General features: G+C 66.7%; 18 protein-coding genes. 6 read left to right on the plus strand and 12 right to left on the minus strand.

All coding sequences use genetic code 11. The features are described from left to right. Positions 1–696 precede the first annotated feature (696 nt). Positions 697–1,194 (minus strand): nickel-responsive transcriptional regulator NikR, encoded by a 498-nt coding sequence (nikR, locus tag QW868_RS20875; protein WP_316231382.1) that lies wholly within the window; start codon positions 1,192–1,194, stop codon positions 697–699. A 198-nt stretch (positions 1,195–1,392) separates the two neighbouring features. Here nikR and QW868_RS20880 point away from each other — a divergent pair, with 198 nt between their 5' ends. Continuing rightward, a complete protein-coding gene (locus QW868_RS20880; RefSeq protein ID WP_316231383.1) occupies positions 1,393–3,726 on the plus strand; it encodes a TonB-dependent receptor in 2,334 nt (777 codons plus the stop codon). A gap of 339 nt (positions 3,727–4,065) precedes the next feature. Continuing rightward, the gene (locus tag QW868_RS20885) at positions 4,066–4,680 is read left to right on the plus strand and encodes a class I SAM-dependent methyltransferase (protein WP_316231384.1); all 615 of its coding nucleotides are present in this window, start codon (positions 4,066–4,068) and stop codon (positions 4,678–4,680) included. Here the strand turns inward: QW868_RS20885 and QW868_RS20890 are convergent, their stop codons facing one another. Together QW868_RS20890 and QW868_RS20895 are read right to left on the minus strand one after the other, a co-directional pair. Beyond that, positions 4,681–4,947 carry a hypothetical protein gene (locus QW868_RS20890; RefSeq protein WP_316231385.1) on the minus strand — a complete coding sequence of 89 codons (267 nt, stop codon included), beginning with the start codon at positions 4,945–4,947 and terminating at the stop codon, positions 4,681–4,683. It abuts the gene before it with no gap. 315 nt (positions 4,948–5,262) lie between these two features. Beyond that, the gene (locus QW868_RS20895; RefSeq protein WP_316231386.1) at positions 5,263–6,447 is read right to left on the minus strand and encodes an extensin family protein; all 1,185 of its coding nucleotides are present in this window, start codon (positions 6,445–6,447) and stop codon (positions 5,263–5,265) included. Positions 6,448–6,947: 500 nt separating this feature from the next. Between QW868_RS20895 and QW868_RS20900 the strand changes: the two genes are divergently transcribed. Then, on the plus strand, positions 6,948–7,712 hold the full coding sequence (locus QW868_RS20900) for a DUF2147 domain-containing protein (RefSeq protein ID WP_316231387.1): 765 nt from the start codon (positions 6,948–6,950) through the stop codon (positions 7,710–7,712). A 78-nt stretch (positions 7,713–7,790) separates the two neighbouring features. Here the strand turns inward: QW868_RS20900 and QW868_RS20905 are convergent, their stop codons facing one another. After that, positions 7,791–9,158, minus strand: coding sequence for an ATP-binding protein (locus tag QW868_RS20905; RefSeq protein WP_316231388.1), 1,368 nt, complete (start codon positions 9,156–9,158; stop codon positions 7,791–7,793). Further along, entirely contained in the window at positions 9,148–9,915 is a 768-nt protein-coding gene (locus QW868_RS20910; RefSeq protein ID WP_315736751.1) for a response regulator, read from the minus strand. The genes QW868_RS20905 and QW868_RS20910 overlap by 11 nt, the downstream gene beginning before the upstream one ends. Positions 9,916–10,145: 230 nt before the next feature. Here QW868_RS20910 and QW868_RS20915 point away from each other — a divergent pair, with 230 nt between their 5' ends. The 3 genes from QW868_RS20915 to QW868_RS20925 are packed head-to-tail and all read left to right on the plus strand — an operon-like array spanning position 10,146 to position 14,916. Next, positions 10,146–11,621, plus strand: a complete 1,476-nt coding sequence (locus QW868_RS20915) for an efflux transporter outer membrane subunit (protein WP_316231389.1) — start codon at positions 10,146–10,148, stop codon at positions 11,619–11,621. Positions 11,622–11,662: 41 nt separating this feature from the next. After that, a complete protein-coding gene (locus QW868_RS20920) occupies positions 11,663–12,955 on the plus strand; it encodes an efflux RND transporter periplasmic adaptor subunit (protein ID WP_316231390.1) in 1,293 nt (430 codons plus the stop codon). After that, the gene (locus tag QW868_RS20925) at positions 12,955–14,916 is read left to right on the plus strand and encodes a MacB family efflux pump subunit (protein ID WP_316231391.1); all 1,962 of its coding nucleotides are present in this window, start codon (positions 12,955–12,957) and stop codon (positions 14,914–14,916) included. The genes QW868_RS20920 and QW868_RS20925 overlap by 1 nt, the downstream gene beginning before the upstream one ends. Before the next feature lie 46 nt (positions 14,917–14,962). On the opposite strand, the gene QW868_RS20930 is transcribed toward QW868_RS20925, so the two are convergent. From QW868_RS20930 to cyoA, 7 genes are read right to left on the minus strand one after another with little or no spacing between them, the layout of a single operon-like run. Then, positions 14,963–15,496 (minus strand): response regulator transcription factor, encoded by a 534-nt coding sequence (locus QW868_RS20930; RefSeq protein WP_315713466.1) that lies wholly within the window; start codon positions 15,494–15,496, stop codon positions 14,963–14,965. Next, positions 15,486–16,838: an ATP-binding protein gene (locus QW868_RS20935; protein WP_316161513.1), complete on the minus strand. Its 1,353-nt coding sequence runs from the start codon at positions 16,836–16,838 to the stop codon at positions 15,486–15,488. Before QW868_RS20935 ends, QW868_RS20930 begins: the two co-directional genes overlap by 11 nt. A gap of 46 nt (positions 16,839–16,884) precedes the next feature. Then, positions 16,885–17,715 carry an SURF1 family protein gene (locus QW868_RS20940; protein ID WP_316231392.1) on the minus strand — a complete coding sequence of 277 codons (831 nt, stop codon included), beginning with the start codon at positions 17,713–17,715 and terminating at the stop codon, positions 16,885–16,887. Beyond that, positions 17,715–18,074: a cytochrome o ubiquinol oxidase subunit IV gene (gene cyoD / locus QW868_RS20945; RefSeq protein WP_316161517.1), complete on the minus strand. Its 360-nt coding sequence runs from the start codon at positions 18,072–18,074 to the stop codon at positions 17,715–17,717. The genes QW868_RS20940 and cyoD overlap by 1 nt, the downstream gene beginning before the upstream one ends. Next, positions 18,071–18,700 (minus strand): cytochrome o ubiquinol oxidase subunit III, encoded by a 630-nt coding sequence (gene cyoC, locus QW868_RS20950; RefSeq protein WP_316169827.1) that lies wholly within the window; start codon positions 18,698–18,700, stop codon positions 18,071–18,073. The genes cyoD and cyoC overlap by 4 nt, the downstream gene beginning before the upstream one ends. Further along, positions 18,697–20,706 carry a cytochrome o ubiquinol oxidase subunit I gene (gene cyoB / locus QW868_RS20955; protein WP_316231393.1) on the minus strand — a complete coding sequence of 670 codons (2,010 nt, stop codon included), beginning with the start codon at positions 20,704–20,706 and terminating at the stop codon, positions 18,697–18,699. The genes cyoC and cyoB overlap by 4 nt, the downstream gene beginning before the upstream one ends. A 10-nt stretch (positions 20,707–20,716) precedes the next feature. Continuing rightward, positions 20,717–21,892: a ubiquinol oxidase subunit II gene (gene cyoA / locus QW868_RS20960; protein WP_316231394.1), complete on the minus strand. Its 1,176-nt coding sequence runs from the start codon at positions 21,890–21,892 to the stop codon at positions 20,717–20,719. Positions 21,893–22,014: the final 122 nt, after the last annotated feature.

The raw sequence follows: 22,014 nt of genomic DNA on the forward strand, positions 1-22,014 counted from the left end.
TCTCCTTGGAACACTGAAGCTTCGCAACCTCAGCTTCCTCGGTTCAGACCGGATGGACAACCTCCTGGAAGACCACATGTAGCCACCGTCACCCGCGTGATGCGCAAGCATCGCCGCGAGCTTGGCGCCAGCATCGGGGCGCCAGGACCATACGACTTCACCGTCCTGCCGGTCGCGTTCGTCCGCTCGCGATAAGCGCGCTGCGCGCCGACAGGCCACCGCTCCCCGCCTCCAACGCTCGTGACGACCGCGAAACGTCCCTCTTCGATCGAGGCGGGATGGCGGTAGACAACCATGAAATTCGGAAAAATGGAATATGAAAATTTTTGCGCGAGGGACTGGACAGGGCAAATCAGCTTGAGCGGACTGATGAAATCAGTTTTCGCACGCAGACGGTTTTCGTGATCCGCGGGCTATTGATCCGACCGTCATTGCGAGCGAAGCGACGCAATCCAGGGCGTCACGCGCGACTCTGGATTGCTTCGTCGCTTCGCTCCTCGCAATGACGATGGGAGCAGCCGCCGCGCCACACTCAGCCGCGGCACACACTCGCTGTCATCGCCCGGCTCGACCGGGCGGTCCAGTGCGCCGAGGCGGCTGTGATGGCATCGATGGGCCGCGGCGTACTGGATACCCCGCCTTCGCGGGGTATGACAGCGGAGGGTGTGGCAGGCAGCAGGCCTTGCTTGTCCCGCGCTACTTCTTCCCGCTCTTGGTCGTGTGGGAATGCGAGTGGCTGTGGCTGCTGCTATGACTATGCGAATGGCTGTGCGCATGCCCGTGACCAGCCGCCACCTCGATCGGCATCATCGCGACGTGGCCGTGGCGGACGCCGCGTTCGGCGATGACGTGGTCGGCAAATGCCTTGACCTCGCGGCGCTCGCCCTTGAGCACGGTGACCTCGAGGCAGCTCTCCTGGTCGATGTGGACGTGCAGGGTCGCCTGGGCGAGGCCGGAATGATCGTGCGCCTCCTGGGTGAGTCGCTTCGGCAATTCGCGCGCGGCATGGTCGTAGACGTAGCTGAGCGTCGCGATGCAGTGCCGGCTGTCGCTGGCGCCGGCGTCAGCCGTCTCTAAGCCGCTGCGCAGCAGATCGCGAAACGCCTCCGAACGATTGTCGTAGCCGCGCCGGGCCATGAAGGCGTCGACCTCGGCGAGCAGATCGTCGTCGATCGTGATCGTCAGGCGCTGCATGTCCCGTCTCCCTGAGCTGCGCGGCAAGCGCCTATCCACCGCATGAGTATGATGTATTCACGTTGACATCATACCGGTGTCACCTTAGCGTTCTTTAACATTCGACAGTAGGGCGATCCAAGCGAGCATGTCGCGGGCCAACGAAGGCGCGCGGCAGTTGAAGATGCATGCCCTGTGGCGAGCTCTAGGGGCGTGACGATGCGGTGGCGTGGGGCGAGTGTTGGCGTGCTGATGGCGGCATTGGCGCAGCAGGCAAACGCCCATCCGGAACGGGCCCCTGCCGAGTTGCCGACGGTCGACGTGGATGCCCCCCGACGCACGGCCAAGCCGAAGCCGCAGGTCCGGCGCGCGGCGCAGCGGCCGAAGCCGGGCACGGCCGGTGCGACTGCGCATGCGACGCCGGCCGCCACGGCCGCGGCTGCACCGTCCGGCGCGCCCAATGTCGGCTCCGGCCCGGCGCAGCCGCAGGGCATGGCGAGCGAGGTCGTGATATCCGGCGAGGAGATCAACGCCCGCCCGGCCACGCGGCCCGGCGAGGTGCTCGAAGCGGTGCCCGGCCTGATCGTCACGCAGCACTCGGGCGAGGGCAAAGCCAACCAGTATTTCCTGCGCGGCTACAATCTCGACCACGGCACCGATCTCGCGCTCTTCGTCGACGATGTGCCGGTCAACATGCGCACCCATGCCCATGGCCAGGGCTATGCCGATCTCAACTGGCTGATGCCGGAGACGATCGGCCGGGTCGACGTGCGCAAGGGGCCTTACTTCGCCGACGAGGGCGACTTCGCCTCGGCCGGCAGCGTCCATATCGGGCTGGTCGACAGCGTGCCCAAGGCGATCGCGCAGATGACAGCGGGCAGCTTCGGCTATCGCCGCTTCTTCGGCATGGACTCGGTGCATGTCGGCGACGGCCATCTGCTGATCGCCGGCGAGGCCGGCCGCTATGACGGACCGTGGACCACGCCCGATGATGCGAAGAAGCTGAACGGCCTGATGCGGTATTCGCAGGGCACCGCGACCGACGGCTTCTCGATCACCGGCATGGCCTATGCGAACCGCTGGACCTCGACCGACCAGGTGCCGGAGCGCGCCATCACCTCCGGCCTGCTCGGCCGCTACGATGCGGTCGATCCCACCGATGGCGGCAAGACCAACCGCTTCGCGCTGTCCGGCCGCATCGCCGGCACCGACGACGCCGGCTCCTGGAAGGCCAACGCCTATGTGGTGAAGAGCCAGCTCGATCTCTACAACAATTTCACGTACGCACTCAGCAACCCCACCTATGGCGACCAGTTCCACCAGCATGACGACCGGCTGATGCTCGGGGCCAATGCGTCGCGCACCTTGAACGGCAGCTTTGTCGGCCGGCCGATGGAGACGACCGTCGGCATCCAGACGCGCTACGACGACATCGCGCTGGCGTTGACCAACACCCGTCAGCGGGTGCTGCTCTCCGACATCGATGCCAACAGCACCGGCGTCGTCCGCGCGGACAAGGTCGGCGAAGGCAGCGTCGGGATCTACGTCGAGAACACCGTGCGCTGGACCGACTGGCTGCGCACCACGGTCGGCTATCGCGGCGACTATTATCAGACCCACGTGTATTCGCTGACGAACGGCAACAACACCGGCGATGCCGCAGCCAGCCTCGGCAGTCCGAAGTTCAGGATGGTGATCGGGCCGTTCGACAAGACCGAGTTCTTCGTCGGCGCCGGCTATGGCATGCACAGCAACGATGCCCGCGGCGCGACCACCACCGAGGATCCGGCCGATCCGACCAACAAGCTCGCCTCCTCGCCGCTTCTCGTCCGCACCAAGGGCGCCGAGGTCGGCGTGCGCACGCGCATCATTCCGGGACTCGACTCGTCACTGAGCGTGTTCATGCTCAACCAGGATTCCGAGATCCTGTTCTCCGGCGATGCCGGCAACACCGAGGCGAGCCGGCCGAGCCGGCGCTATGGCTTCGAGCTGACCAACCATTACCGCCCGGCGTCGTGGATCGACATCGATGCCGATCTGGCGATGACGCATGCGCGTTTCGTCGGCGCCGACGCCGACCAGGCGGCGGTCTACACCTCGCTCGCCGGCTACCCCCAGGCACAGCTTGGCAATGCACCGGGCAACTCCATCCCGAACGCGCCGTCGATGATCGCCTCGGCCGGCATCACGCTGGGCGAGAAGACCGGCTGGTTCGGCGGCCTGCGCTGGCGCTATCTCGGCGCGACGCCGCTGACCGAGGACAACTACTTCCGCTCGACCGCCACCAGCGTGTTCAACGGCCGCCTCGGCTTCCGCGACGCCAATGGCTGGCGCATCCAGCTCGACGTGCTGAACCTGCTCAACACCAAGGCCAGCCAGATCTCCTACGGTTACGGCTCGCTGCTGCCGACCGACCAGCTTTACAAGGACTGCTACGTGTCGCCGCCCGCGACGCCGGTTCCGGCGCAGGTCTGCCAGACCGGCGTCATGGACCGCGTGCTGCACCCGATCGAGCCGCTGACGTTCCGGGTGACGGTGGCGGGGACGTTTTGAGGACTTGATCGTCGTAGCGGCATGACCGTTCCGGCAGCTCGTTCAAGGCACGCTATCGCCGCGCAGGCGGTGCGCTCCCCTCCCCTTGCGGGGAGGGGTTGTTATTCACGGGTCCCGCCGTTGATGAGAGCCAGCGCGCCGACAGGCACGACGCTTCGTTGCGTGTCGCGTTACGCACCCCATGAGTTCTCGACAGATGGTGGGGATCTCACCTCGTTCAGCGCGTGGGGACCCCCACCCCGACCCCTCCCCGCAAGGGGGAGGGGAGCCCACCACCGCCTGGGCAAGAGTTCGAGCCGTCGCGTGCTATAGTGTGTGCCTCTCCTCGGGACCGAAACCATGTCCGACCGCACCACCCATTGGCAGAACGTCTACACCACCAAGGCCGAGACCGAGGTCAGCTGGTACCAGGACGATCCGGCGACCTCGCTGCGGCTGATCCGCGAGGCCGGCGCGACGCCGACATCGCGGATCATCGACATCGGCGGCGGCGCCTCGCGGCTGGTCGATGCGCTGCTCGCGGCCGGCTACAGCGCGCTCGCCGTGCTCGACATCTCCGATGCGGCACTGGCGACGGCGCGCCGCAGGCTCGGCGCGGCGGCAGCCGGGGTCACGTGGATCGCCTCCGACGTCACCACCTGGACGCCGGACGCGCGCTACGACGTCTGGCACGACCGGGCCGCCTTCCATTTCCTCACCGCGCCTGAGGACCGCGCCGCCTATATCGACCGTCTGCTCGCGGCGGTGGTGCCCGGCGGGGCCGTCATCATCGGCACGTTCGCGCCCGATGGTCCGGAGAGGTGCAGCGGACTGCCGGTCGTCCGCTACGACGCCCACAGCCTGGCCGCAACGCTGGGTCCTGCTTTCACGCTGGAGGACAGTTGCACCGAGGCGCATCGCACGCCATGGGACTCGACGCAGCAGTTCCAGTTCTGCCGCTTCCGCGCCGGTTAGTCAGCAGCACAGAGGCGGGCCATCCGACACGACGAGAACCTCGATGTCGGTATCCTCGCTGCGCGCGGCATCGTCCGCTCCGCCAGCGGAGGTCTCACTCTGCGGCGGCGTGCGCCAGGGAATCGGCTTCGGCGGCATCCGCTCCAGGCGCTGTGCGTCGGCGACGGCGCGGCGGGCGATCTTCAGCGAACGGCAGATCAGCACGGCCTGCTCGGCGGTGCCGACCTCGAAGCCCGCCCCAATCGCCTTGATGCGATACGATACCATCTCCGCCTCTCCCAATCCGGCAGCAACCAGAACCCCGCGCGCCTTGTTCCTGGCGACTGTGGCAGGTCTAGTGTCGGCCAATGGCGGACGGCAAAACTGGTCAACGGACTCCTAATGCGCAGCGCGTGACATCGGCGTTTGCGTTTCGCGGCGGGACAGAGTGCCTTCACGCGCGGCCGACGGCGGGAGAAATCCACAGCCGCGCACAGGCGCTAGCGAATGGCGAATGGCGAACGGCGAATGGCGAATGGCGAATGGCGAGCAGGTGATCGTCCCGATCCCGATTCGCTGCTCGCTATTCCCTATTCGCCCCTCTCAATAGTCCCGGAATTCGTCTTCCTCGTTGATCAGCTGGCCGATGCTGCGCGGCTGCTTGCGCGACGGGATCGAGCTGGTCACGTCGGGCTCGCGCTGGCCGTAGCCATAGCGCCGCTGCTGCGCGCGCGCCGCCACCGCCTCGCCGGACTGCGCGGCCGGCTGGCAGATCAGGCGGCGGCTGGCACGGCGCATCAGGTCCACATGGATGTGGTCGTAGTGATAGACGTTGGAGCCCGGCGCCAGCACGGTGGTGAACTGCTGGCAGGCGCCCCCCTGGATGTCGCGCAGAAAGCCCTGCTCCTCCGGCAAGCCGATCCAGCCATCCTTGACGCTGATGCGGCGGCCGTCGGCGAGCGTGAAGGCGGCGATGTCGAGCGCGTTGCCGAAGGCATGCTCGGAAATATGCGCGCTCGGATTGCCGTTCATGCCGCGGCAGGAATAGGCCGAGATCTGCTTGATCTCGACGACCTTGGTGCCGAACCAGCGCTGGGCCGCCGGCTGCACCGATTCCACAAGCCAGCGGTCGAGCGCCGAGACGATCGGACAGGCGAGCGTCGCGGTCGGCTTCACCGCGACCGGGCCGACGGTGCCGACCGGATCGCGCGACGGTCCGAGCCGCGGCGGCGGTTCCTGCGGCGGATCGGCGGTGCGAGCGGCCGGCTGACCGCGATAGGGCGAATAGGCCGCGTCGGCCGGCTGATCGACGTCGTCCTCGCCGACCGGCGGCTCGAGCTGCAGTGGCGCGCCGGGAGGAGCGCCATAGGACGGCGATGCCGAATTCGGATAGGCCGCGCTCGACGCGGGATAGGCCGGCTGCGGCGCGGCCTGCGGCTGATAGGTCGCGGGCGGGGCGTAGCGTTGCGGCGGCTGGTTGATCGGCCAGCGCGGCTGGCCGCCGATCGCGGCCGGTGGACGCAGGCTTTCATCGGCGAAGCCATAGCTCGTGGTCGCTTCGCCGAGCGCTGCCACCTTCAGCGGATAGTCGGCGCCGCACATGCCGGGGCCGGAGATCGGATTGATGCGGACGATATCCGCGCTCTCCTTCACCGCGCCCGATTTCAGGCAGGCGATCTCGGCCTCGGCCCGCCACGGCTCGCGCTCCTGGAAGAATCCACGGCCGCAACCCGCAAGCGAGACAAGGACGATGGAGCCGACGAGATACAAACGAACTCCGCGCGTCATATGCAGAGGTTTGCGGCAATTTGCTTAAGGACCTGTCAATGCCGTCCATTTACGGCGCGCAAACCATCGTGACGTGAAAGGCAGTCCATTTACGGGGAAGCGACAACCGCGCTGTCTTTTTTGCCGATGCCGATCGGATATGTGTGGCGCGCGCTCCGCGGAACGCCTGCGTCAGAAGCGACGCGCACGTCAGGTGCGCGAGAGATACGAAACCGGGAGCCGTCCCATGAGCCCTGCCGATCGGCTGAGCATGGTGGTCACGTGTATCGTGTTTGCATTCGTCGGCGCCATCGTCGTCGGGATGATCTGATCGCTGAGATCCGATCTCGATCGATTGACGGGCTGCTGTCGGCCGGCGGCGTGCCATCGCCCACCTTCCCGCGCGGAGTTGTCGTCTTCAGACACGCATCCGCCGGCTGTGATCTCTGTCACAGATCGCGCCGGCGCCCGCGTTTAACAGGTCCCTCAGGTTCACGACGCCGTCCCGAGGGAGCTCATCCATGAAGACCGTCTTTCTGGCCGCAGCGGCCGTTCTGATCGCGAGCAGCGCCGCGCAGGCCGGCAGCTCGATCGCGTTCAATTTCGACGGACACAAGATCCGCGTCACCGTGCCGCGCAACTGCCAGTCGCTGTCCTGCCTGCAGGTGTCGGGCATCGACCTCAGCGGGCTGACATCGTCCAAGCTCGACGATGATGCGCCGGCGAGCAGCGCGCCTGCGGCCAGCGCTCCGGCCCCCGCCGCCACGGCGCCCACTGCGCCGGTCGTGAATGCGCCAGCGCCCGTCGCCGCCGCGCCAGCCGTGGCCGCGCCGGCCCCCGCAGCGCCCGCTTCCGTCGCGCCATCCACGACGGGGCAGATGCCGGTGCCGCCGGCACCGGTCGCGGCGACCGCGCCTGCTCCCCAGCCAGCTCCGGCACCCGCGCCGGTCACCGTCGCCGCGGCGCCTGCCGCAGTTCAGCCCGCTCCGGCTGCAGCCGATCCGAACTCGCCGCTCGGCCTGTGGGCCACCGAGGGCGGCAAGGGCAACGTCGTGATCGAGCCGTGCGGCGCCAACATCTGCGGCTTTGCCGAGAAGACGCGGGAGAAGATCCTGATCAACATGAAGCCGAAGGACAGCAAATGGATCGGCCGCATCCACGATCCGGACGGCGGCGGCAACTACGACTCCACCGTGGTGCTCAAGAATCCGAACACGCTGCGGGTCCAGGGCTGCGCCTTTGGCGGCCTGTTCTGCGGCGGCCAGACCTGGAAGCGCGTGAGCTGATCGCCGTCCCTCGACATCGGCAAACGCAAAGGCCCCGCCGGGATCAGCACCGGCGGGGTTTCCTTCTCGTGGCGTCTGCTACGCCACCTTGGCGGGGATCGCCGCGGGCATCGCGATGCGCAGCGGCAGCGACAGCCGCACCCGCAGACCGCGCGGGGCGTTGGGCATCAGCGCGATACCGCCGTCATGCTTCTTCATGATCTCCTGCGCGATCGACAGCCCGAGGCCGAAGCCGCCGGCGGAGCGGGCCTGGTCGAGCTTGACGAACGGCTCCAGCGCGCGCGCCTGCAGCGCCTGCGGAATGCCCGGACCGTCGTCGGCGACCTCGATCGCGATCATGCCGTCGGCCAGGGTCGACAGGCTGACCACGACCTCGCTGCCATGCTTGACCGCGTTCTCAACCACGTTGGTGACGGCGCGCGACAGCGCCCGGGCCCGGCCCTCGCAGACCAGCCGCGACGGTCCATCGAAGGTGACGGCGTGGCCGACATCGGCGAAGTCGCAGCAGATCGTCTCGAGCAGGCTCGCCAGCTCGATCCGCGCCGGCTGCTCGGCCTTGGTGTCGTCGCGCAGATAGTCCAGCGTCTCGTCGAGCATGCGGCTGACCTGGTCGATGTCGCGCAGCATCGCGCTGCGCATCTCGCCCTGTCCGATGCGCTCCGAGCGCAGCCGGAGCCGCGTCAGCGGCGTGCGCAGATCGTGGCTGATCGCGGCCAGCATGCGCGTGCGGTCGTCGAGCAGCGCGCGGATGCGCGCCTGCATCTCGTTCAACGCCTCGGCGACCTGGGCGATCTCCCGGGGCCCGCGCCGGCTCAGCGGCTCCTGCGCTCCCGGCGAGCGGCCGAACGCCGCAGCCGCGCGCGCCATCTCCGACAGCGGCCGGATGATCGCCCGCGCCGCGTAGATCGACAGCAGCACGCCCAGGATCAGGATGAGGAACAGGAACACCGCCGTCGGCTTCAGCACCATCGACCAGAATTCGAGGCGCGGCACGTCGTCGAACACCAGCGCACGCTCGCCGTCGACCTGGACGATGATCTGGGTCGGCGGCGACGCGCCATAGCCGACGCCGTGGAGCAAGGTGACGTCACGCAGCACGCTGAGCTGACGGCGGGCCAGCCGCGAGGTCCATGGCACGTCCCTGACCGGCTTGGCGAGCAGCGTGAGCGAGGTCAGCGGCACGAGCTCGACCTGGATGCCGGAGCTGCGCAGGCTCGACAGGCTGCTGTCGACGGCCACGGGGTCGTTCGCGGCGCGGACGAAGTGCACCGCCTCGGCCACGCGCGCGATGCCGTAGGCCGGCGATTCCTGCTCGTCGGGCGGATCGAGGAAGAGCAGCGCCGCCGCGATCATCACGACCATGCCGAACAGCACCGACAGCGACGCCAGCGTCACGATCTGCGTGGTGAGGCCGAGGCGCGGGCACGGCTTGCTATCAGGCGTCATCGATGGTCTCGACTCTTGGCGTGAAGACGTAGCCGCCGAGGCGCACCGTCTTGATCAGGGTCCAGCTCCTGGCGCCGGGCTCGATCTTCTGGCGGATGCGGCTGATGTGAACGTCGATGCTGCGCTCGACCGGCCCGGCCTGCCCGCCATGCGCCAGCTCGATCAGTTGCTCGCGCGACAGCACCCGGCCGGCGTTGCGGCAGAACGCCAGGAGAATGTCGAACTCGGCGCTCGTCAGCGTGATCTTGACGCGGTCGGGATCGAACAGCGTGCGCGTCGCCGGCTCGATGCGCCAGCCGTCGAAAGTCATCGGCGCCTGCCGCGCCGCGATCACGGCGGGATGCAATTGCGAGCGGCGCAGCAGCGCGCGGATCCGCGCCACCAGCTCGCGCGGATTGAACGGCTTGACGACGTAGTCGTCGGCGCCGAGCTCGAGACCGAGGATGCGATCGATGTCCTCGCCCTTCGCCGTCACCATGATGATTGGCACGGTCGAGATCTGGCGAAGGCGGCGACAGATGCTCATGCCGTCATCGTCCGGCAGCATCACGTCGAGCATGATGAGGTCGACCTGCTCGCGCTGCAAGAGGTCGTTCATTGCGGCCGCGGAGGACACGAAGCGCGGCGCGAAGCCGTGCTCCTGCAACAGCTCGGTGAGCAGCGCCGCAATCTCCCGGTCATCTTCGACGCAGAGAATGCGCGCAGCTGCCGGTATGTTTGCGTCTGCGGCCACGGCGGTATTGTGTGACGACATCATGCGCGGAACATGGTCGATTTGAGTCCAAAAGAACAGCCCGAAGCGAGCTCCGATCGTGGCAAAAGTAAGCTGTATTGTTAAGGCGGAAACATTTCTTCACGCGACTTAATCCTGCGAAATTGGTATCACGCCTAGGCTTTACGCATCAGACAAGCATCAACAGGGAAGTCCTGCGGCATGGCTCTTCGGCCGGCGCGGCCCTCTTCCGAACCGCGATCGTCTCAGCCACCGTGAAGCCTCTCCTGCTCGCACTCTGCCTGGCCACACCGCTACTCGCCGGCTGCGCCGTCGGGCCCGACTACGTGAAGCCGGATTTCGGCATGCCCCAGAGCTGGAGCAGCGACCGCAACAAACCCACGCAAGCGCTGAAGCTCGCACATTGGTGGCGCAGCCTCGGCGATGTCATGCTCGATCAGCTGATCGCAGACGCCGTCAGCGGCAATCTCGACGTCGCCGCCGCCAAGGCGCGCATCCGCGAGGCGCGGGCGACGCAGCGCCAGGCCATCGGCGCACTGTTTCCCACAGTGAGCGGCACCGGCACGGCGACGGAGACCCGCAGCGCCGGCAGCTCGACGAGCGGCATCGCGATCGCTCCTACCACCTACAGCCAGTACCAGGGCGGCTTCGATTCGAGCTGGGAGCTCGATCTGTTCGGCGCCAACCGCCGCGCGGTCGAGGCCGCGGGCTATGGCGTCGACGCTGCGGAGGACGATCTGCGCGCGACCTTGCTGACGCTGATCGGCGACGTCGCCTCCAACTACATCGATGCCCGCGCCTATCAGGCGCGGGTGGCGCTGGCCCGGCGCACGGCGGCCTCGCAGCGCGAAACCGCGGCACTGACCGAGCGCAAGCAGAATGCCGGCTCGGCGTCGGCCGTCGACACCGCCAAGGCCTCCGCGCTCGCCGCCAGCACCGAAGCCACCATCCCGACCTATGAGAGCAGCTATCAGCAGGCCGTGCACCGGCTCGGCGTGCTGCTCGGCCGCGACCCGGCCGCACTGAGCCTGCGCCTGTCGCGCACTGCGGCGATCCCGGCGCCACGCCTGCCGTTGCCGAAGGGCATCCCGGCCGACGTGCTGGTGATGCGGCCGGACGTCCGCAAGGCCGAGCGGCAGCTCGCACAGTTCACCGCGAAGATCGGACAAGCGACGGCTGCGCTGTATCCGGATGTCAGCCTCAGCGGCTCGGTCTCGACCAGCGCGCTGAAGCTCGGCGATCTCGGCAAGAGCTCGACCATCGGCTGGTCGATCGGCCCCAGCGTGTCGGTGCCGATCTTCAACGGCGGCAAGCTGCAGGCGGCGGTGGAGATCGCCGAGGCGCAGCGCGACGAGTACCACGTCGCTTGGCAGAGCGCCGTGTTGAGCGCGCTCGAGGACGTCGAGAACGCCATCGTCAATCTCGCCCAGGAACGCATCCGCATCCGCAGCCTGACGGAGTCGGCGCGACGCTATGGCGAGGCTGCACGGCTGTCGCGCTCGCTCTATCAGACGGGGTCCAGCACTTTCCTCGACGTGCTCGACGCCGAGCGCTCGCAATTCACGGCCGAGGACAATTTGCTCGCCAGCCGCGCGACCTTGGCGAAAAACTACGTCGCACTGGCCAAGGCTTTGGGCGGCGGTTGGACCGGCGCGATCGACAGCTCGCGGCCCGAGGTCGTCGACAGCGGCACCGGGCCGCATCTCGCGCAGTCCGTCGACCCCAAATAGTCCACGTCCTGAATTCCAAAACGTGTTTCCGAAATGATCCGATGAACGCACCCCTATCCCAGATGCCCCGAGCGGTCGCGGTCGATGACGGCCACGCGCCGGGACCGAAGCCCAAGCGGCCGCGCCGCTGGCCGCTGCTGATCGTGGGAGCGCTCGTCGTTCTGGCCGCCGCGATCGTGCTGGTCATGAGGCTGACCAGCAATCCCAACGCCAATCTCGTCACCGCACCCGTCACGACCGGCGACATCGAGCAGACCGTGCTCGCCACCGGCACGCTGAAGCCGGTCAAGCTCGTCGCGGTCGGTGCCCAGGCCTCGGGGCGCCTCGTCGCGCTCAACGTCAAGCTCGGCCAGAAGGTGAAGGCCGGCGATCTCATCGCCGAGATCGACTCGCTGACGCAGCAGAACACGCTGCGCACCAACGAGGCGAGCCTGCGGAGCGTGCGGGCGCAGCGTGACGAGAAGGTCGCCACCCTGGCGCTGGCGGAGGCGAACCTGGCGCGGCAGCAAGTCACGCTGGCGCAGAAGGCGTCGTCGCGTGCCGACTATGACAGCGCCGAGGCGACCGCGAAGCAGACCCAGGCCCAGATCGCGCAGCTCGATGCGCAGATCGTCGAGGCCGAGGTGGCGATCGAGACCGCGCGCGTCAATCTCGGCTACACGAAGATCACGGCTCCGATCGACGGCACCGTGCTGTCGATCGTCACCCAGCAGGGCCAGACCGTGAATGCGGTGCAGTCGGCACCGACCATCGTCGTGCTCGGCCAGGTCGAGACGATGACCGTGCGGGTGGAGATTTCCGAGGCCGACGTGGTCAAGGTCAGGCCCGGACAGAACGTCTATTTCACCGTGCTGGGCGAGCCCGATCATCGCTACGAGGGCACGCTCGGATCGATCGAGCCGGCGCCCGAATCGATCAAGAGCGATTCGAGCTTCTCGTCGAGCACGACGACCACGTCGAGCAGCAGCTCGTCCTCGTCCACCACGTCGTCGGCGATCTACTACAACGGCGTGTTCGACATCGCCAATCCGGACGGGCGGCTGATGACCTACATGACGGCCGAGGTCCACATCCTGCTCGGCGAGGCCCGCAAGGTCCCGACCATTCCGTCGTCCGCGCTTGGCAACGCCAATCCCGACGGCAGCTACACGGTGCGCGTGCTGACCGGCGCAGGAACACTGGAGAAGCGCGCCACTCACATCGGCCTCAACAACAAGATCCGGGCCGAGGTGCAGTCCGGCCTGCGCGAGGGCGAGCGGGTCGTCATCTCGACGCCCGACGAGGGGCCGAAGCGAACCGTGATGCCGCCGCCGGCCTCCTCCGGAGGTCCGTGATGGCGGAGGTGCTGATCGATCTGCAGAACGTCGGGCGGTGCTACGCCTCCGGCGAGAGTACCGTCCATGCCTTGCGCGGTGTCGACATCCAGATCGCGCGCGGCGAGATGGTCGCCATCATCGGCCAGTCGGGCTCCGGCAAGTCGACGCTGATGAACATTCTGGGTTGCCTCGACCGCCCGACATCCGGCAGCTACCGGATCGCCGGCCGCGAGATGGGCTCGCTCGATCCGGACGAGCTGGCGGCGTTGCGGCGCGAGCATTTCGGCTTCATCTTCCAGCGCTACCATCTGCTGGGCGAACTCACGGCCGCTGAGAATGCCGAGGTCCCGGCCGTCTATTCCGGGCTCGGCCCCAATGCGCGGCGCCGGAAGGCGGCGGCGCTGCTGCAGCGGCTCGGCATGGGCAGCCGCACCGACCACAAGCCGGGTCAGCTCTCGGGCGGCCAGCAGCAGCGGGTCTCGATCGCCCGCGCGCTGGTCAACGATCCCGACGTGATCCTGGCCGACGAGCCGACCGGCGCGCTCGACCGCGCCAGCGGCGAGGAGGTGCTGCGCATCCTCGACGAGATCAGCGCCTCCGGGCGCACCGTCATCATCGTCACGCACGATCCGAGCGTCGCGCAGCGCGCCCGGCGCATCATCGAGATCGAGGACGGCCGCGTCATTTCCGACCGGCTCAATCCGCGGACTTCGGAACCCGCGCCGGCCGCAGCGACCGAAGACCATACCGCCCCGGCGGCATCGTGGTGGCGCAGCCAGCTCGACCGTTTCCGCGAGGCCGCGCGGATGGCGCTGCTCGCCATGAATGCACACCGGATGCGCGCGTTCCTCACCATGCTCGGCATCATCATCGGCGTCGCCTCGGTCGTGCTGGTGCTGGCGCTCGGCAAGGGCTCGCAGGCCAAGGTGCTGAAGGACATCAACCGGCTCGGCACCAACACGCTGGAATTCTTTCCCGGCAGGGATTTCGGCGATACGCGCTCCAGCAAGATCAGGACGCTGGTGCTCGCCGACGCCAAGGTCATGGCGCAGCAGCCTTATGTCGACGCCATCTCGCCGACGGTCTCGACCACCAGCACGCTGCGGTTCGGCGCGATCGAGGTCAGCGCCCAGATCTCCGGCGTCGGCGAGCAGTATTTCCGGGTCAAGAACACCGAGCTCGCCGAAGGCAGCTATCTCGATGCCGATACCGTGCGCTCCTACGCCCAGGATGCCGTGATCGACGACAATGCGCGCAAGGCGTTGTTTCCCGATCCCGACGTCAGTCCGCTGGGCAGCGTGGTCCTGATCGGCAAGGTGCCCTGCCGCGTCGTCGGCGTCACCAAGCAGCAGCAGGCCGGGTTCGGCTCCAGTTCGACGCCGATCGTCTATCTGCCCTACACCACTGTGCAGGCGCGCTTCCTCGGCAACCAGGTGCTGCGCAGCATCAGCGTCCGCGTCGACGAGGCGACGCCGATGGCCGCAGCCGAGCGCGCTGCGACGGCGCTGCTGACGGCGCGGCACAACGCCAAGGACTTCTTCGTGCTCAATACCGACGACATCCGCAAGACCGTCGAGAGCACGACGCAGGTGCTGACCCTGCTGGTGGCGGCCATCGCCGTGATCTCGCTCTTGGTCGGCGGCATCGGCGTCATGAACATCATGCTGGTGTCGGTGTCCGAGCGCGTCGGCGAGATCGGCGTCCGCATGGCGGTCGGCGCGCGGCGCAGCGACATCCTGATGCAGTTCCTGATCGAGGCCGTGCTGGTCTGCCTGCTTGGCGGTGCGCTGGGCCTTGCGCTCGCGGTCGGCTTCGGCACTGTCTTCAACGCGCTCGACGTCGGCTTCCAGCTGATCTATTCGCCGCTTGCAATGGTCGGCGCCGCCGTCACGTCGATGGCGATCGGCATCGGCTTCGGCTACATGCCCGCCCGCAGCGCCTCGCGGCTCGATCCGGCAACGGCTCTGGCAAGGGAGTAGGTCGGAAAGAATGAGCTCCACTCCTCCGGACAACAACCGTATCGATCTACTTCACCGGGCGTTTCTCCAGCTTGCGCGCGAGCGTCCGGCGATGCATGCCGAGCCGTCTTGCAGCTTCGGAGATGTTGAAGTCGGTCTCGATCAGGGTCTGGTGGATGCGCTCCCATTCCAGCGTCTTGATCGAGGTGGAGCGCTCGGCCAGCGCCACTTGCGCATTGCCCTGCGCCTTGCGGAACGCCTCCTCGATGTCGTCGGTGTTCGACGGCTTGGCCAGATAGTGGCAGGCGCCGAGCTTGATCGCCTCGACCGCCGTCGCGATGCTCGCGAAGCCGGTGAGCACCACGATCAGCATCTCCGGATCATGCGCATGCAGCTTCTCGACGCAGACGAGACCTGAGGCGCCGCCGAGCTTGAGATCGACGACGGCATAGCCGAACGTCTTTTCTTTGAGGATCTCGTCGACGTCCTCGAGCGAGCCGGCGACGACGGCCTCGTAGCCACGCCGTTCGAACGAGCGCTTCAGGGTGCGTGCAAAACCGTCATCATCCTCGACGATCAAGAGGGACAGGTCATTCGCCATCGCGCTCTCCAATGACAAGCGTCGACAACGGCAGTGACAGCCGCACGGTCGCCCCACGTCCCCGGTGGTTCCAGGCCGATACGCTGCCGCCCAGCTTGCGGATCACGTTGACCACCAGGAAAAGGCCGAGGCCGCGGCCCGGGCGGCCCTTGCTCGACTGATAGGGACGTCCGAGTTGACCCAGCATCGCCGGATCAAAGCCCGGCCCGCGATCGCTGACGCTGAGCAGCAGCTGATCACCATCTCGTTCGGCCACGAACTCCACCCACTCGCGCGAGACTTCGAACGCGTTGTCGAGCACGTTGACGATCGCCTGCTTTAGCGCGACGTCGGAGACGATCGCCGGGTCCGAGCCGAACTCGTTGCGGAACATCAGATTGCGCGCCGAGCGCGCCGCGCTCCATTCGGCGACCAGCGTCGTCAGGAACGCCTTCAACGTTGTCGGCGCCGAGCCTTCGCCGCGCGCCTGACCGGCCGAGACCAGGATGTCGGTGACGATCGACTTGCAGCGCTGCACCGCCGCTTCCATTTCCGTGAAATCCTCCGCGAGCGCCGGATCGGCAGAGATCGCGGTCATGCGGTGCCAATCGTTCAGGATCACCGAGATCGACGCCAGCGGCGTGCCGAGCTCATGCGCGGCGCCTGAGGCGAGCAGGCCCATGCGGATGATGTGATCCTGCTCGACAGCGTGCTGGCGCAGATCGGCAAGCTTGGCGTCGCGCTCGCGCAGGTTCCGGTTGATGCGGGTGACGAAGACGACGAGCAGCACGGCGTCGAGCACGAAGCCGACGAACATGCCGGTGATGTGCAGGGTGAATGCATCGCTGACGTGATGCTGCGGCAGTTGCAGGGGACGGTACTCGATGGTGAGCCAGATGAAGCTGAGCACCGTCAGCGCGACCAGCGACCAGGACGAGCGCGCATCGAGCAGCACGGCCCCCAGCGTGACCTGCAGCAGATAGAGGCACGTGAACGGATTCGACGCGCCGCCGGTGAGATAGAGCTCCGACGTCAACGCCACGACGTCGAGCATCAGGGCGATCAGCAGGTGACGATTGCCGACGTCGTCATGCGTGCGCAGCCAGATATGGCTTGCGATATTGAGCGCCACCAGCGCGCAGATGATCGCCGCCATCGGCAGCAGCGGCAGCGCAATGCCGAACCAGGTGGTCACGAAGCCGATGGTGACGATCTGACCGACCACGGCGATCCAGCGCAGCTGGATCAGCAGCACCATGTTCTTGCGGTTGGTCGCGTCCTTCGTCGGCAGCGGCGCGTTGATCTCGGGTGTGGCGATCGCGGCCACGGCCCCAAACGGCAGATTAGGGGCCTCGCTTCTCATGAGGCCACGTCCGATCTCCGCCGGCAGAACGGCGAGCTTCGATCCCTCAAGACGCCGCCCCGCATCCACCCATGTCCTGCCGCCGCTGATCCCATTCCACATCCTGCGCTGCCGGCGCTTCGCGCTCACTCTGCCCGCGGCGGAGCCGCTGCAGCCCGGCGCCGGCCAGCATGAGGGCCAATGTAAACCAGGTCAGCGCGTAAACCAGATGGTTGTTCGGAAACGAGATCACCGTGAGTCCCCCGATCGGAAGCCCGCCGGGATTCGGGGTCGCATCGGCATCGACGAAGAACGGTGCGACGTCGGACAGACCGCGCGCCGCCGCGATCGCCACGACGTCACGTGAATACCAGCGATTGTCCGCGGGATCGTTGTGGCGCAGGAAGCCGCCGCCCGGCTCGGAGATCCGCAGCAATCCGGTCACGCCGACCGTGCCATCGGGGTTCCCGGCGCTGCGGCTCGCCGGCGCACGGCGGTCCGCGGGCACGAAGCCGCGATTGACGAGCACGGTGCCGCCGGCGGTCTGCAGCGGCGTCACCACCCAATAGCCGGAGCCCTCGACCGTCAGCGCCTGGACCAGCGTCTCGCGATCGTTGAGGAAGCGGCCGCTCAACGTTATCAGCTTGTACTCGTCGCTGCGATCGATGGCCGGCCAATCCACCGGGCTCGGCGCCGGCACGGGCGCGGCATGAACCCGGCGCTCGACGCGATCGATCAGGTCGAGCTTCCAGGCTCGCCGCTCGATCTGCCAGACGCCCAGCGCCAGCAGCATCGCGACGCAGGCAACCCACGCCGCGCCGATCGCGAGCCGCAGCGCGCCGGATCGCCCGCGGCCGGCCTCGTCGCGTTCCCCTGCCCCGTCGGCAGGAGCTGACATCACGGCGTCTGGCCCATCTCGTGCACCGGCATCATGTTCGTGGTCAGGTGATGCATGACCCAGAGCGAGCCGCTGAGCGCAATCACCACCATGATGATCGTGAAGATCAGCGCCATCATGGTCCAGCCACCCTCGGCCTTGGTGTTCATGTGCAGGAAGAAGACCATGTGAACGACGACCTGCACGGCCGCGAGCGCCATGATGATCAGCGCCGTGGCCTGCTTGTCGAGCGAGCCGGTCATGACCAGCAGGAACGGGATCGCGGTGAGGACGACCGAGGCGCCGAAGCCAATCAGTTGGCCAGAGCGCGTGCCAGCATGGGCATCGGCGGCATCATGGGCGTGTGCGTGAGCGCTCATCGAAGCATCCCCATCAGATAGACGAAGGTGAAGACACCAATCCAGATCACGTCGAGGAAGTGCCAGAACATGCTGAGGCAGACCAGCCGACGGCGGTTGGCCTCGATCAGGCCGTGGGTCCTGACCTGCACCATCAGGGTGACCAGCCAGACCAGGCCGAACGTCACATGCAGGCCGTGAGTTCCGACCAGCGTGAAGAACGACGACAGGAAGGCGCTGCGCTGCGGCGTCGCGCCCTCGTGGATCATGTGCGCGAACTCGGTCAGTTCGATGCCGAGGAAGGCGAGGCCGAACAGGCCGGTCACCACGAGCCAGGCCTGCATCGCGCCGACGCGGTTCCGCTGCATCGACAGCATCGCGAAGCCATAGGTGAGCGACGACAGCAGCAGGAACGAGGTGTTGACCGCGACCAGCGACAGGTCGAACAGGTCCTTCGGCGCGGGACCTGCCGCGTATTTGGCGCCGAGCACGCCATAGACGGCGAACAGGATCGCAAAGATGAGACAGTCGCTCATCAGATAGATCCAGAAGCCGAGCATCGTGCTGCTGCCTTCGGGATGCTCGTGCTCGTCGACGACGTAGAACACCGGCTCCCCGGCCTTCATCGTGCCCATCGCAACGGTCATGACTTGGCTCCTGCCACGAGCAGCTCGGTGCGCGCACGCTCGGCGCTGACAACCTCATCGGCCGCGATGTGGAAGCTGCGGTGATAGTTGAAGGTGTGGCCGATCACGACCGCGAGCAGCGCCAGGAAACTTCCGGCCGCCATCCACCACATGTACCAGATCAGGCCGAATGCCATGGTGGTGCTGAGGCCCGCCAGGATCACGCCGGTACCGGTGTTGCTCGGCATGTGGATCGCCTTGAAGCCGGCGAGCGGACGCGCGTAGCCGCGGCGCTTCATGTCCCACCAGGCGTCATTGTCGTGCACCACAGGCGTGAAGGCAAAATTGTAGGCCGGCGGCGGCGACGACGTCGCCCACTCCAGGGTGCGCGCATTCCACGGATCGCCGGTGACGTCGGCGAGCTGCTCACGCCTGACAATGCTGACCGCGATCTGGATCAGGAAGCTCGCGATGCCCAGCAGGATCAGGAACGCACCGATGCCGGCGACGACGAACCAGATCTGCAGGCTCGGATCGTCGAAGGTGCGCAGCCGACGGGTCACGCCCATCAGGCCGAGCACGTAGAGCGGCATGAACGCGAAATAGAAGCCCACCGTCCAGAACCAGAACGACATCTTGCCCCAGAACGGGTCGAGCCTGAAGCCGAACGCCTTCGGGAACCAGTAGGCGATGCCGGCGAACAGGCCGAACAGCACGCCGCCGATGATCACGTTGTGGAAATGCGCGACCAGGAACAGACTGTTGTGGAGCACGAAGTCGGCCGGCGGCACCGCGAGCAGCACGCCGGTCATGCCGCCGATCACGAAGGTCAGCATGAAGGCGACCGTCCACATCATCGGCAGCTCGAAGCGGATGCGGCCGCGATACATCGTGAACAGCCAGTTGAACATCTTCGCGCCCGTCGGGATCGAGATGATCATCGTGGTGATGCCGAAGAAGGAGTTCACGCTGGCGCCGGAGCCCATCGTGAAGAAATGGTGCAGCCAGACGAGGTACGACAGGATCGTGATCACGACCGTGGCGTAGACCATCGAGGTGTAGCCGAACAGCCGCTTGCCCGAGAAGGTCGAGGTCACCTCGGAGAAGATGCCGAATGCCGGCAGGATGAGGATGTAGACCTCCGGATGGCCCCAGATCCAGATGAGGTTGACGTACATCATTGGGTCGCCGCCGAAATCATTGGTGAAGAAGTTGGTGCCGACGTAGCGGTCGAGCGACAGCAGCGCTAGCACCGCCGTCAGCACCGGGAAGGAGGCGACAATCAGCACGTTGGTGCACAGCGAGGTCCAGGTGAAGACTGGCATCTTCATCATGGTCATGCCGGGCGCACGCATCTTGACGATGGTGCAGATCAGGTTGACGCCGGACAGCAGCGTGCCGACGCCGGCGACCTGCAGGGCCCAGATGTAATAGTCGACGCCGACATCCGGACTGTAGGAGAGGTTCGACAGCGGCGGATAGGCCAGCCAGCCGGTGCGCGCGAACTCGCCCACGAACAGCGAGCACATCACCAGCACGGCGCCCGACGTGGTCATCCAGAAGCTGAAATTGTTGAGGAACGGGAACGACACGTCGCGGGCGCCGATCTGCAGCGGCACGACGTAGTTCATCAGACCGGTAACCAGCGGCATCGCCACGAAGAAGATCATGATCACGCCGTGCGCCGTGAACACCTGATCATAATGGTGCGAGTTCAGGTAGCCCTCGGAGCCGTTGAACGCGATCGCCTGCTGCAGGCGCATCATCAGCGCGTCGGCGAAGCCGCGCAGCAGCATGACGATGCCGAGAACCATGTACATGATGCCGATGCGCTTGTGGTCGACCGTGGTGAACCACTCCTTCCAGAGATAGCCCCACAGCCGGAAATAGGTGATGGCGCCGAAAAGCGCGATGCCGCCGAGCGCGACCATCGCGAAGGTGCCGATGATGATCGGCTCGTGCAGCGGCAGCGACTCCAGCGTGAGCCGGCCGAAGATCAATCGGGTGAGATCTGACGTGTCGAACATGATGTGACCCTCACGAATCCGACTTGGAGGCTGGCCCCGTGATGAAAGACGCCTTCGACGGCCGCAGCAGGCTGGGCCGTTCAAGGCCGCGGCCCTGCAGCGGCGTCCAATCGAGCGGCGCGAGAACGGTGGGCGACGATTCCGCAGCCATGCGCGTGACCTGGTCGCCCGGCAGGCAGACGCCGCCGGCGACGTAGCTCGGCTCGCCACCGAACACCGTGCCGCGGCCGGCGAACTTGTCGTAGGCGAGCGGCAGCGTGTTGCGGACGCCGGCCAGGCCCATGCCGCCTCTCGCGTCGATCGCCATCATCTCGCTCATGCACATCTTGCCCGGTTCGACGCACATGTTGAGGATGGCGCGGAACAGGTCAGCATCGACCGAGGCGAAATGGCGGACCGGCTCGTCGGTGCTGGGACGCTCAAGCACGAGATAATCCGGCTTGCCGAGGTGATTGCCACTGGCCTTCGCCTTCTCGATCCAGCCGGAAAACTCCACATCCGACAGGCCATGAAAGGCAAAGCGCATGCTGGAAAAGCCGGCACCACTATAGTTGGCTGAGAAGCCGCGATAGACGCCGGGCTTGTTGATGACGGCGTGCAGCCGGCTCTGCATGCCCGGCATCGCATAGATCTGGCCGGCCAGAGCGGGGATGTAGAACGAGTTCATCACCGAGGACGAGGTGATCTTGAAATCCAGCGGCCGGTTCACCGGTGCGGCGAGCTCGTTGACGCTGGCGATGCCGTATTCGGGATAGATGAACAGCCACTTCCAATCGAGCGCGACAACGTTGACCTCGAGCGGCTTGTCCTGCGGCGTCACCGGACGATCGACCGCGATGCGCCCGAGCGTGCGGTAGGGATCGAGCAGATGCGTGCCCATCCATGTGACCGCGCCCAGGCAGATGATGATGAGCAGCGGCGCCGCCCAGATCAGAAGCTCGAGCTGGGTGGAGTGATCCCAATCCGGCGTGTAGGTCGCCGCCTGGTTCGACTGGCGGTAGCGCCAGGCCACGATCGCCGTCGCCGCCATGACGGGCACCACGATCAGGAGCATCAGCACGGTCGCGATGATCACGAGATCGCGCTGTTGGGCGGCGACATCACCGGAGGGGGCGAGCACGACCAGATTGCAGCCGCCGAGCGCGAGCCCCAGCGGCAGCAGAGCCAAGGATTTCCAGTAACGCACGCTTAACCTCGTCGCACGGCGGATCTCTGAACGAGGCCTCACCTAGCGACCGGACGACACGGCCGACATTGGACAATTTGTCCAATACCGGAGCGGCGCCGAGGACGACAATTACGGAGCGC

Source organism: Bradyrhizobium sp. SZCCHNR1051 (assembly GCF_032489615.1).
Lineage (GTDB): Bacteria > Pseudomonadota > Alphaproteobacteria > Rhizobiales > Xanthobacteraceae > Bradyrhizobium.

What these genes read in the sequence shown, in the direction of transcription:
- nikR (WP_316231382.1), bottom strand. Translation starts at nt 1,194, where the DNA reads ATGCAGCGCCTGACGATCACGATCGACGACGATCTGCTCGCCGAGGTC.
- QW868_RS20880 (WP_316231383.1), top strand. Translation starts at nt 1,393, where the DNA reads ATGCGGTGGCGTGGGGCGAGTGTTGGCGTGCTGATGGCGGCATTGGCG.
- QW868_RS20885 (WP_316231384.1), top strand. Translation starts at nt 4,066, where the DNA reads ATGTCCGACCGCACCACCCATTGGCAGAACGTCTACACCACCAAGGCC.
- QW868_RS20890 (WP_316231385.1), bottom strand. Translation starts at nt 4,947, where the DNA reads ATGGTATCGTATCGCATCAAGGCGATTGGGGCGGGCTTCGAGGTCGGC.
- QW868_RS20895 (WP_316231386.1), bottom strand. Translation starts at nt 6,447, where the DNA reads ATGACGCGCGGAGTTCGTTTGTATCTCGTCGGCTCCATCGTCCTTGTC.
- QW868_RS20900 (WP_316231387.1), top strand. Translation starts at nt 6,948, where the DNA reads ATGAAGACCGTCTTTCTGGCCGCAGCGGCCGTTCTGATCGCGAGCAGC.
- QW868_RS20905 (WP_316231388.1), bottom strand. Translation starts at nt 9,158, where the DNA reads ATGACGCCTGATAGCAAGCCGTGCCCGCGCCTCGGCCTCACCACGCAG.
- QW868_RS20910 (WP_315736751.1), bottom strand. Translation starts at nt 9,915, where the DNA reads ATGATGTCGTCACACAATACCGCCGTGGCCGCAGACGCAAACATACCG.
- QW868_RS20920 (WP_316231390.1), top strand. Translation starts at nt 11,663, where the DNA reads ATGAACGCACCCCTATCCCAGATGCCCCGAGCGGTCGCGGTCGATGAC.
- QW868_RS20925 (WP_316231391.1), top strand. Translation starts at nt 12,955, where the DNA reads ATGGCGGAGGTGCTGATCGATCTGCAGAACGTCGGGCGGTGCTACGCC.
- QW868_RS20930 (WP_315713466.1), bottom strand. Translation starts at nt 15,496, where the DNA reads ATGGCGAATGACCTGTCCCTCTTGATCGTCGAGGATGATGACGGTTTT.
- QW868_RS20935 (WP_316161513.1), bottom strand. Translation starts at nt 16,838, where the DNA reads ATGAGAAGCGAGGCCCCTAATCTGCCGTTTGGGGCCGTGGCCGCGATC.
- QW868_RS20940 (WP_316231392.1), bottom strand. Translation starts at nt 17,715, where the DNA reads ATGTCAGCTCCTGCCGACGGGGCAGGGGAACGCGACGAGGCCGGCCGC.
- cyoD (WP_316161517.1), bottom strand. Translation starts at nt 18,074, where the DNA reads ATGAGCGCTCACGCACACGCCCATGATGCCGCCGATGCCCATGCTGGC.
- cyoC (WP_316169827.1), bottom strand. Translation starts at nt 18,700, where the DNA reads ATGACCGTTGCGATGGGCACGATGAAGGCCGGGGAGCCGGTGTTCTAC.
- cyoB (WP_316231393.1), bottom strand. Translation starts at nt 20,706, where the DNA reads ATGTTCGACACGTCAGATCTCACCCGATTGATCTTCGGCCGGCTCACG.